The sequence below is a fragment of the Streptomyces spiramenti genome, assembly GCF_012034385.1.
In the GTDB taxonomy this organism is placed as follows: domain Bacteria; phylum Actinomycetota; class Actinomycetes; order Streptomycetales; family Streptomycetaceae; genus Streptomyces; species Streptomyces spiramenti.
The window spans coordinates 17,655-27,977 of sequence record NZ_JAAVJB010000040.1 but is presented as its reverse complement, the minus strand read 5'-3'; the positions used below and the strand labels follow the sequence as shown (position 1 = coordinate 27,977).

Annotated in this window: 10 protein-coding genes; 8 read left to right on the top strand and 2 right to left on the bottom strand. The window is 73.2% G+C overall.

From position 1 onward, the window contains the following. A partial coding sequence (gene ptsP / locus HCJ92_RS07895) for a phosphoenolpyruvate--protein phosphotransferase (RefSeq protein WP_167932737.1) occupies positions 1-1,628 on the bottom strand: 1,628 nt, incomplete at its 3' end. A gap of 17 nt (positions 1,629-1,645) precedes the next feature. Then, positions 1,646-2,095, bottom strand: a complete 450-nt coding sequence (locus tag HCJ92_RS07890; protein ID WP_167932736.1) for a PTS sugar transporter subunit IIA — start codon at positions 2,093-2,095, stop codon at positions 1,646-1,648. Between the two features lie 217 nt (positions 2,096-2,312). Between HCJ92_RS07890 and clsA the strand changes: the two genes are divergently transcribed. From clsA to HCJ92_RS07850, 8 genes are all read left to right on the top strand, one after another. Next, entirely contained in the window at positions 2,313-2,921 is a 609-nt protein-coding gene (clsA, locus tag HCJ92_RS07885) for a cardiolipin synthase ClsA (protein ID WP_167932735.1), read from the top strand. A gap of 138 nt (positions 2,922-3,059) precedes the next feature. Next, complete coding sequence (locus tag HCJ92_RS07880) at positions 3,060-5,555, top strand: mannose-1-phosphate guanyltransferase (RefSeq protein ID WP_167932734.1); 2,496 nt, start codon at positions 3,060-3,062, stop codon at positions 5,553-5,555. Positions 5,556-5,630: 75 nt separating this feature from the next. Then, positions 5,631-6,659, top strand: a complete 1,029-nt coding sequence (locus tag HCJ92_RS07875) for a DUF881 domain-containing protein (protein ID WP_167932733.1) — start codon at positions 5,631-5,633, stop codon at positions 6,657-6,659. Then, positions 6,656-6,988 (top strand): DUF1290 domain-containing protein, encoded by a 333-nt coding sequence (locus HCJ92_RS07870; RefSeq protein WP_167932732.1) that lies wholly within the window; start codon positions 6,656-6,658, stop codon positions 6,986-6,988. Before HCJ92_RS07875 ends, HCJ92_RS07870 begins: the two co-directional genes overlap by 4 nt. A gap of 399 nt (positions 6,989-7,387) precedes the next feature. Continuing rightward, positions 7,388-8,086, top strand: a complete 699-nt coding sequence (locus tag HCJ92_RS07865; protein WP_420824685.1) for a DUF881 domain-containing protein — start codon at positions 7,388-7,390, stop codon at positions 8,084-8,086. 162 nt (positions 8,087-8,248) lie between these two features. Continuing rightward, positions 8,249-8,974, top strand: coding sequence for an FHA domain-containing protein (locus HCJ92_RS07860; RefSeq protein WP_338054069.1), 726 nt, complete (start codon positions 8,249-8,251; stop codon positions 8,972-8,974). Positions 8,975-9,061: 87 nt separating this feature from the next. After that, the gene (locus tag HCJ92_RS07855; RefSeq protein WP_167932729.1) at positions 9,062-9,535 is read left to right on the top strand and encodes a bifunctional nuclease family protein; all 474 of its coding nucleotides are present in this window, start codon (positions 9,062-9,064) and stop codon (positions 9,533-9,535) included. A gap of 147 nt (positions 9,536-9,682) precedes the next feature. Beyond that, entirely contained in the window at positions 9,683-10,288 is a 606-nt protein-coding gene (locus HCJ92_RS07850; RefSeq protein WP_420824684.1) for a MerR family transcriptional regulator, read from the top strand. The last annotated feature ends 35 nt before the right edge of the window (positions 10,289-10,323 follow it).

Sequence of the window (10,323 nt, the reverse complement as noted above, 5' to 3'; positions counted from 1 at the left end):
TCGGCGGCCCGAGCCGCCGCAGCCGCGCGCTCGCACTCGGCGAGCGTGTGCCCGGCCAGACGTGCCCGCACGTAGGGGATCGACGCGGCACCCATCGACAGGCTGGTCACCCCGAGGCCGGCCAGCACGCACGCCAGCACCGGGTCGGAGGCCGCCTCGCCGCAGACCCCGCAGCTGCGCCCCTCGGCCTTGGCAGCCTCAGCGGACATGGCGACCAGGTCCAGCAGCGCCGGCTGCCACGGGTCCTGCCAGCGGGAGAGCGCGCCCACCTGCCGGTCCGCCGCGAAGGTGTACTGGGCCAGGTCGTTGGTCCCCAGCGAGAGGAACTCCACCTCCTGGAGCAGCGCCCGCGCCCGCAGCGCCGCGGAAGGCACCTCGACCATCACCCCGGCCCGCGCGGGCAGACCGGCCTCCCGGCAGGCGTCGGCGAACTCCCGCGCGTCGCCCGGGCCGGCCACCATCGGTGCCAACACCTCCAGGTAGGCCGACTGTCCCTCGGCTGCCTCCCCCAGCGCCCGCAGCTGGTCCAGCAGCACCTCACGCCGAGTCAGCAACGCCCGCAGCCCCCGAACGCCCAGCGCGGGGTTCGGTTCGTCCGCGGGGTTCAGGTAGGAGAGCGGCTTGTCGGCACCGGCGTCCAGCACCCGCACCACCACCCGGCCGTCGGGGAACGCCGCCAGCACCTGGCGGTACGCCTCGGCCTGCTCCGCGACGGACGGCGGCTGCGCGCCGTCCGCCCCGTCGCCGAGGAAGAGGAACTCGGTCCGGAACAGCCCCACCCCCTCCGCGCCCGCCTCGACCGCCGCCGCGACGTCGCCGGGTCCGCCGATGTTGGCGAGCAGCGGTACCTTGTGGCCGTCGGAGGTCGCCCCCGGCCCTCGGGCCTCGCCCAGCGCGGCCCGGCGCTGCGCGTCGCGCCGCTCCAGCGCCGCCCACTCCTCGGCGCCCGGGTCGACCACGACCTCGCCGCTCTCGCCGTCCACGGCCACGACCGTGCCCTCGGCGAGCTCGCCCGCCCCCGGCAGCGCCACCACCGCAGGTACCCCCAGCGCGCGCGCAAGGATAGCGCTGTGGCTGGTGGGTCCGCCCTCCTCGGTCACGAACCCGAGCACCAGCGCCGGGTCGAGCAGCGCGGTGTCCGCCGGGGCCAGGTCACGGGCGATCAGGACGAACGGGCCGTCGCTGTCGGGCACTCCGGGCATCGGCACCCCGAGCAGCCGCGCCAGGATCCGGTTGCGGACGTCGTCGAGGTCCGCGACCCGTCCGGCCAGGTACTCGCCCGCGGCGGCGAGCAGTTCGCGGTAGGCGGCGAACGCGTCGTGCACCGCCTGCTCGGCGATGTCGCCCGACCCGATCCGCCGCTCCACGTCGGCGGCCAGTTCGGGGTCGCGCGCCATCAGCGCCTGCGCCTCCAGCACGGCCTGTGCCTCGCCTCCCGCCAGCGCGCCGCGCGCCTCCAGGTCCGCGGCCACCGCCTCGACGGCCCGTGCGGCGCGTTCACGCTCCCGTGGCGCCTCGCCCGCCGCCAGGCGTCTCGCCGGCGGTTCCAGCACCGCCGTCCCCATGTGACGCACCTCGCCACGGGCCACCCCGTGACTCACGCCGACACCCCTCAACCTCGCGTCCATCTCACCTGTCTCCGGTCTCAGTTCCAGCTGAACAGCACGTCACCTGCCCGGACGTCGCGTCCGGTACGCAGTCCCGTGAGGTCGACGGCCGACGCCTCCAGGGCGATCACCGGACACACCGGGGACCGACCGGACGCCGCGACCGCCGCCGGGTCCCACCGCACCAGCGGTTGGCCCCGTCGTACGTTGTCGCCCTTACCCACCAGCGGCTCGAATCCCTCCCCGGCCAGCTGCACGGTGTCGATCCCGAGGTGGGTCAGCACCGCTCTGCCGGCCGCGTCCACCACCACGAAGGTGTGCGCCTGGAGGGAGACGACGATGCCGTCGAGCGGGGCCAGCGCCTCCAGCGGAACCCGTGCCGGGTCCACCGCGCCCCCGGGGCCGACGAGCGAGTCGGCGAACACCGGGTCCGGCACGTCCTCCAGAGTGACGACCCGTCCGGCGAGCGGCGACGAGACGGTGGTCATGGGCAGCCTCCCTCGGAGGCGCCCGACCGGGCGCCGACCCTTTTCGGACGTTTGTGCCGCTACACGAGCGTACGTCACGGAACCGTTCGGCTCAGCTCCACCCTCCGTGACCGTCCACCGTGCCACCCTCACCCGGTGCCACCGGCCGCTGCCGATAGGGTCTGCACAGCCGCCGTCGGGAACGCCGGCACCTTACGAACACGGGAGGGCTCCACCAGTGGAGGTCCAACAGACAGGCGTGCAGACCGACCGGGTCTTCACCGTCCCGAACCTGCTGAGCATGGCACGCCTGGCCGGGGTCCCCCTCTTCCTCTGGCTGGTGCTCTCCCCGGTGTTCGGCGGCCCGAGCATGGACGGCTGGGCGCTGCTCGTCCTCGCCCTCAGCGGGGTGAGCGACTACCTCGACGGCAAGCTCGCCCGCCGCTGGAACCAGGTCAGCAACCTCGGCCGGATCCTGGACCCCGCCGCCGACCGGCTCTACATCCTGGCCACGCTCGTCGCCCTCACCTGGCGCGACATCCTCCCCTGGTGGATCACCGCGCTGCTCCTGCTGCGCGAGCTGTGCCTGCTCGTCGCCGTCCTGGTCCTGGACCGTCGCGGCTACGCGCCGCCGGAGGTCAACTTCCTCGGCAAGGCCGCGACCTTCAACCTCATGTACGCCTTCCCGCTGCTGCTCCTCAGCGATGGTTCCGGCACCGTCGCGTCGCTGGCCGCGATTTTCGGATGGGCGTTCGCCACCTGGGGTACGGCGCTGTACTGGTGGGCAGGGATCCTCTACGTGGTCCAGGTCCGCCGACTTCTGAAGGCGGACTCCGCGGCCGACTGATCCCGCCTCCGGCAGTGTCGCTGAGGTCCGGCACGCCGTTCCGGCGGCCACCCCTGTCCCGCCCCGCTGTGCGGGCGTACTCGTCCGGACGGGCGCAGTCGGCATGACTGTCCGCTCTGCGAGGAGGACACTTCCACTATGAAGGCCGTCGTAATGGCAGGAGGCTCCGGCACCCGGCTCCGGCCGATGACCGCGAGCATGCCCAAACCGCTGCTGCCCGTGGTGAACCGACCGATCATGGAGCACGTACTGCGGCTCCTGAAGCGCCACGGGCTCACCGAGACCGTGGTGACGGTCCAGTTCCTCGCCTCCCTCGTCAAGAACTACTTCGGCGACGGCGAGGAACTCGGCATGGAGCTCACCTACGCCAACGAGGAGAAGCCCCTCGGTACCGCCGGAAGCGTGAAGAACGCCGAGGAGGCGCTGAAGGACGACTCCTTCCTCGTCATCTCCGGCGACGCGCTCACCGACTTCGACCTGACCGAACTGATCCGCTTCCACCGGGAGCGCGGCGCCCTGGTCACGGTCTGCCTCACCCGGGTGCCCAACCCGCTGGAGTTCGGCATCACCATCGTCGACGACGAGGGGCGCGTCGAGCGGTTCCTGGAGAAGCCCACCTGGGGACAGGTCTTCTCCGACACCGTCAACACCGGCATCTACGTCATGGAGCCCGAGGTCTTCGACTACGTCGACCCCGACGTCCCCGTCGACTGGTCCGGCGACGTCTTCCCCCGCCTGATGAAGGAGGGCAGGCCCGTCTACGGCTACGTCGCCGAGGGCTACTGGGAGGACGTCGGCACGCACGAGAGCTACGTCAAGGCGCAGGCCGACGTCCTGGAGGGCAAGGTCGACGTCGAGATCGACGGCTTCGAGATCTCTCCGGGCGTCTGGGTCGCCGAGGGCGCGGAGGTCCACCCCGACGCCACGCTGCGCGGTCCGCTGTACATCGGCGACTACGCCAAGGTCGAGACCGGTGCCGAGATCCGCGAGCACACCGTCGTCGGCTCCAACGTCGTGGTGAAGTCCGACGCCTTCCTGCACCGGGCGGTCATCCACGACAACGTCTACATCGGCCCGCAGACCAACCTGCGCGGCTGCGTGGTCGGGAAGAACACGGACGTCATGCGCGCCGCGCGCATCGAGGACGGCGCGGTCATCGGCGACGAGTGCCTGATCGGCGAGGAGTCGATCATCCAGGACACCGTCCGGGTCTACCCCTTCAAGACCATCGAGGCCGGCGCCTTCGTCAACACCTCGGTCATCTGGGAGTCCCGGGGCCAGGCGAACCTCTTCGGCGCGCGCGGCGTCACCGGCATCCTCAACGTCGAGATCACCCCCGAGGTGGCCGTGCGGCTGGCCAGCGCCTACGCGACGACGCTCAAGAAGGGCGCCACCGTCACCACCGCCCGCGACCACTCGCGGGGCGCCCGCGCCCTCAAGCGGGCCGTCATCTCCGCGCTCCAGGCGTCGGCCATCGACGTCCGCGACCTGGAGAACGTGCCGCTGCCCGTGGCCCGCCAGCAGACGGCACGCGGCAGCGCCGGCGGCATCATGATCCGCACCACTCCGGGCGTCCCCGACTCCGTCGACGTGATGTTCCTCGACGAGCACGGTGCCGACCTCTCCCAGGCCGGTCAGCGCAAGCTGGACCGTGTCTACGCCCGTCAGGAGTTCCGGCGCGCCTTCCCCGGCGAGATCGGCGACCTCCGGTTCCCGGCCAGCGTCTTCGACGCCTACACCGGGTCCGTCCTGCGCGCCGTGGACACCAGCGGCGTCCGCGAGGCCGGTATGAAGGTCGTCGTGGACGCCGCACACGGCAGCGCCGCCCTCGTCCTGCCGAGCCTCCTCGGCAAGCTGGGGGTGGACGCCCTGACGATCAACGGCGGTCTGGACGAGGCACGACCCACCGAGACCGCCGAGGAACGGGCCGCCGCCCTCGTGCGGCTCGGGGAGATCGTGGCCTCCGCGCGGGCCGCGTTCGGCGTCCGGTTCGACCCGGTGGGCGAGCAGCTCTCCATCGTCGACGAACGCGGTCGCGTGGTGGACGACCACCGCGCCCTCCTGGTCATGCTCGACCTGGTGGCCGCCGAGCGGCGCAGTGGCCGTGTCGTCCTGCCCGTCACCACCACGCGCATCGCCGAGCAGGTCGCCGCCTACCACGGCACCCAGGTCGCGTGGACCACGACGTCGCCCGACGACCTCACCCGGGCTGCGGCCCGGGAGGCGACCGTCTTCGGCGGTGACGGACAGGGCGGCTTCATCGTCCCCGAGTTCGGCAACGTCTTCGACGCCACCGCCGCCTTCGTACTGCTGACCGGGCTGGTCGCCCGTACCCAGCTCTCGCTGAGCCAGATCGACGCCCGCATACCGCGCGCCCACGTCCTGCGCCGCGACATCGTCACCCCCTGGGCCGTCAAGGGCATGGTGATGCGCAGGGTCGTCGAGTCCGCCGAGGCCCGGCAGGTCGACACCACCGACGGCGTGCGCGTGGTGGAGTCGGACGGCAGGTGGGTGATGGTGCTGCCCGACCCCGCCGAGGCCGTCACCCATCTGTGGGCCGAGGGACCCGACGACGCCGCCGCACGCGAACTCCTCGACCGCTGGAGCGCGGTGGTCGACAGCGCCGGGGACTGACCGCCCCGGCACGCACACCGCCGGACGGGAGGGGCCCGCGCCTCACCCGTCCGGCGGCGTGCGACGATGTCCGCCATGCCCCAGCAGCCCGGCCCCGAACGTGCGGACCGCACCACGCGTCCCGACGCGTCGATGTGGCTGCTCAACGAGGTCATGGACCACCCGCTGGACGCCGGCTACGAGGAGGCCGCGCGCCGCCGTGCCGTCGACGGCACCGGGGCCGGTGGCCGACGGCTGTGGCTGATCGCCGGGCTGCTCCTCACCGCGATGGTCATCACCCTCGGTGCGCTCCAGGCCCGCGCGGGCGCGCCCGCCCTGGCGCAGGAGCGCCGCGAGCTGGCCGAGCGCGCCGAACGAGGCACCGACGAGGCGGAGTCCCTCCAGACGGAGGTCGACGACCTCCGCGACCACGTCGCCGAACTCCGCCGCGCGGCTCTCACCGGTGGCAGCGGCGGCGAGGCCGAGCTCACGGCCCTGCTCGCCGGTGCGATCGCGGTCACCGGCCCCGGGGTGGAACTCGTCCTCGACGACGCGGAGGGAGCCGGCGACGGCCTCGGCGGCGGGCCCCGCGACGGCGGCGGGTTCGCCGACACGGGACGCCTGCGCGACCGGGACCTCCAGCGGGTCGTCAACGGCCTGTGGTCCGCCGGGGCGGAGGCCGTCGCGGTCAACGGCCAGCGACTGACCGCCGTCTCCGCCATCCGCGCCGCGGGCGACGCCATCCTGGTCGACAACCGCCCCCTGGTCCCGCCGTACACGGTCCACGCCGTCGGCGACGGCGAGACGCTGCGCAGCGCCTTCGAGAGCAGCGCGGGCGGCGCGACCCTGGAATCGCTGCGCGAGCACTACGGCATCCGCGGTTCCCTGTCGGAGAGCGAGGAGCTGCGGCTGCCGGCCGCCTCGCAGCTCGTCCTGCGCAGCGCGACCCCGGTGGTGCCCGGCGACTCCGACGAGGGGGACGAGGGCGACGGCCCGGACCCCGACGGCACCGCCACCCCGGGAGCGGTCGACGAGGACGCCGAGACCCAGGAACCAGGGTGGGAGGCACCGGGGCAGCAGGCACCGGGCCCGCCCGGCAACGTTGGAGAGGAACACACACCGTGATCGCCGTTCTCGGGCTGGTGCTCGGCATCGTGGTCGGGGTCATCACCCGGCCCGTCGTGCCCACGGGCATGGAGCCCTATCTGCCCATCGCCGTCGTGGCCGCGCTCGACGCCGTCTTCGGCGGTCTGCGTGCCCGGCTGGACGGGAAGTTCGACGACAAGGTCTTCGTGGTCTCCTTCCTCTCCAACGTCGTCGTGGCCGCGCTGATCGTCTTCCTCGGTGACCAGCTCGGGGTCGGGGCGCAGTTGTCCACCGGCGTCATCGTGGTCTTCGGGATCAGGATCTTCTCCAACGCGGCGTCCATCCGCCGCCACATCTTCCGGGCGTGATGGCACATGAGCGACCAGCACCGCAGGCCGGGGGACGGCGGGGAACGCCGACCCGGTGAGGACACCGGCCCCGGCGGCCCGCCCGGACGGTGGCCGCCCCCTTCGGGGGCGACGCCCCGCCCCGAGGGCCCCGTACCGCCGCCCGCCAGGTCCGGCACCACCCCGGGCGCGCCCGGCGTACCCCCGGCCGGTCGGCCTTCTCGGCTCGGCTCGGACGTGCCCGGCACGGCCTCGGCGCCCCCGCCCCGCTCCGCTGCCGGTGACGGCGCCGGAGAGGCCGGCGCTCCCGGACCCCGGCGGCCCTCCTGGGCCCGCGGCGCCGAGGAGCGGTCGACCGAAGACGCGCGGGAGCCCGAGGCGGACGGGGCCGCTCCGGCCCCGCCGACCGGGCGGGCGGCGTTGATCTCGGGGCTGTGGCCCCCGCGGGCCACGCGCGCCCAGCTGATCGTCGCCGCCCTCCTCTTCGTCCTGGGGCTCGGCCTGGCCGTCCAGATCCGCGCCGCCGGCGAGGACGGCGCGTTGCGGGGCGCCCGCCCCGAGGACCTGGTGCGCATCCTCAGCGACCTCGACGAGCGGACCAAGCGGCTCGACGAGGAGCGCGGCACCCTGGAGCGGCAGCGGACCGAGCTGGAGTCCAGCTCCGACCAGGCCGACGAGGCGCGCCGGCAGAACCGCGAGCGCGAGCTGCAACTCGGCGTCCTGGCAGGTACGGTGGCCGCCACCGGTCCGGGGATCGAGGTGCGTGTCTCCGACCCGCAGGGGGCCGTCGGCGCCGACCGGCTCCTGGACGCCGTCCAGGAACTGCGCGCCGCCGGCGCGGAGGCGCTGCAGATCAACGGTGTGCGCGTTGTCGCCAGTACCTCGTTCGTGGACGACGCCGACCGGGTACTGGTGGACGGCGAGCCCGTCGAGCGCCCCTTCCGGGTGGATGTGATCGGCAGACCGCAGGACCTGGAGCCCGCCCTGAACATCCCGGGAGGTGTCGTGCAGTCGCTGGACAAGGAGGGTGCGACCGTCACGGTCAACCGTCCGGACGAGGTGACCGTGGACGCCTTGCGGTCCGCGGAGCCGCCTGACTACGCTCGGTCGTCCTCGTGATCTGGCCGGAACCGGCGGCGGGGCCGGGCGGTCGGGACGCCCCTGGTGAGAGAAACTGATCGTGGGAAAGCGGGCGTTGCCGCAGATGTCGGAGGCGCCCTGTGAGAGACAATGGAACGCCCGCCCCGACCGGCGGGCGGACTGGTGCGAGGGGAATCGTCGGTGAGTTTTTTCGCTAAGTTGTTCGGCAGGCGGCAGGGCGGCACGGAGAGTGCGGCACGGCATCGCGCCGGTCGGCCGGGCGAGACCCCTGGTTCGCCGTCGTCCGAGGAGGGGGCACGCCCGCTCTTCCGGGACGAGGTGACCGGTGCGGCCTCGACCGGTGGCGGCGGCATAGCTCCGGGTGCCGGCGGCGAAGTCGCGGCCTGCCCGAGGTGCGGCAACCAGAACACGGCCGGCAGCCGTTTCTGCTCCCAGTGCGGCAACCCGCTGCGGGCGGGTGGCACGGTGCCGGAGGGGTCCTCGGAGACCACCTCCACGATGTCCATCAGCAGCATCGAGGCCTACGCGGCCGAGATGACCGGCCAGCAGGCGGCTCCCGCCCTCTCGGCCGAGGCGCAGGCGGCCGTGGACGCCCTCCCCCCGGGGTCGGCTCTGCTCATCGTGCGGCGCGGCCCCAACTCGGGCAGCCGCTTCCTGCTGGACAGCGACGTCACCACGGCCGGGCGCCACCCGCAGAGCGACATCTTCCTGGACGACGTGACGGTCTCGCGCCGCCACGTGGAGTTCCAGCGGCTCGTGGAGGGCGGGTTCTCCGCGAAGGACAAGGGCAGCCTCAACGGGACCTACGTCAACCGGGAGCCCATCGACGGCGCGGCCGTGGTGCTGGCCACGGGCGACGAGGTGCAGATCGGGAAGTACCGCCTCGTCTTCTACGCCGGCGGCTGACGTGCGCGGGCGCGTCCACGGTGCGGCCCGGCCGCCGTGGACGTGCCCGACTATCCAAACCGACCGGGCTCGGCCTAGGGTTGCTGTGTGAACCAGCTCGACGTCGTGGGTGTCCGGGTGGAAATGCCCAACAACCAGCCCATCGTCCTCCTGCGGGAGGCCGGGGGTGACCGCTACCTGCCCATCTGGATCGGGCCGGGCGAGGCCACGGCCATCGCCTTCGCCCAGCAGGGAATGACCCCGCCGAGGCCGTTGACGCACGACCTGTTCAAGGACGTGCTGGAGGCCATCGGCGAGGAGCTCGACGCCGTCCGGATCACCGATCTGCGCGACGGCGTCTTCTACGCCGAACTGGTCTTCGCGAGCGGCGCCGAGGTGAGCGCACGCCCCTCGGACGCCATAGCGCTCGCACTGCGCACGGGAACGCCCATCTACGGCAGTGACGACGTCCTCGACGACGCCGGCATCATCATCCCGGACGAGCAGGAGGACGAGGTCGAGCGGTTCCGCGAGTTCCTCGACCAGATCTCCCCGGAGGACTTCGGCACCAGCAACCAGTGACCCGGCGTGGCGATCGTTGACGTGTGCGGAGTGCGTGCCTAGCGTCTGTGGGGCATGTCCCGGGAGAGTGCGGCACCGGCCGCGCCGCCGGACGCCATCCCGGCGGCCCGCGCGAGCGCACGACGGACAGGCGGAACGGAGGCCGGCGTGACGAGTGACGGTGACAGGGGAGCGGTGAGCGGCGGGGTGGCGCTGCCCGCGCGGGTGCCACGACCCGCCATGGCCTGCCGGCCCGCGGTGACCGGGCTCGCCGCCGTCGAGGACGGCGAGGTCGGCTACCGCGGCCCCAGCGCGTGCGCCGCCGCGGGGATCACCTACCGCCAGCTCGACTACTGGGCGCGCACCGGGCTGGTCGAGCCCAGCCTGCGGCCGGTGCCCGGTTCGGGCACGCAGCGCCTCTACGGCTTCCGCGACGTCCTGGTGCTGAAGATCGTCAAGCGGTTGCTGGACGCCGGGGTCTCGTTGCAGTCCATCCGGGGCACGGTCCGCGCGCTGCGCACCGAGGACCTCGACTCGCTCTCCGGTGCGACGCTGCTGAGCGACGGAGCCGCCGTGTACCGCTGCTCCTCCGCCGACGAGGTCGCGGAGCTGCTGCGTGAGGGGCGCGGAGTCTTCGGGATCGCCGTCGGCGCCGTGTGGACGGATGTCGAGGCCGGTCTCGCCCGTGTGCAGTCGGAGTCGCTGACGACCGGCGAGAGCGTGGTCCCCGACCATCCGGAGGACGAACTCGCGAGGCGCCGCAACCGCTCCTGACCCGGGCACCGCGCGGCCCGCCGGGTGAGTGTCAC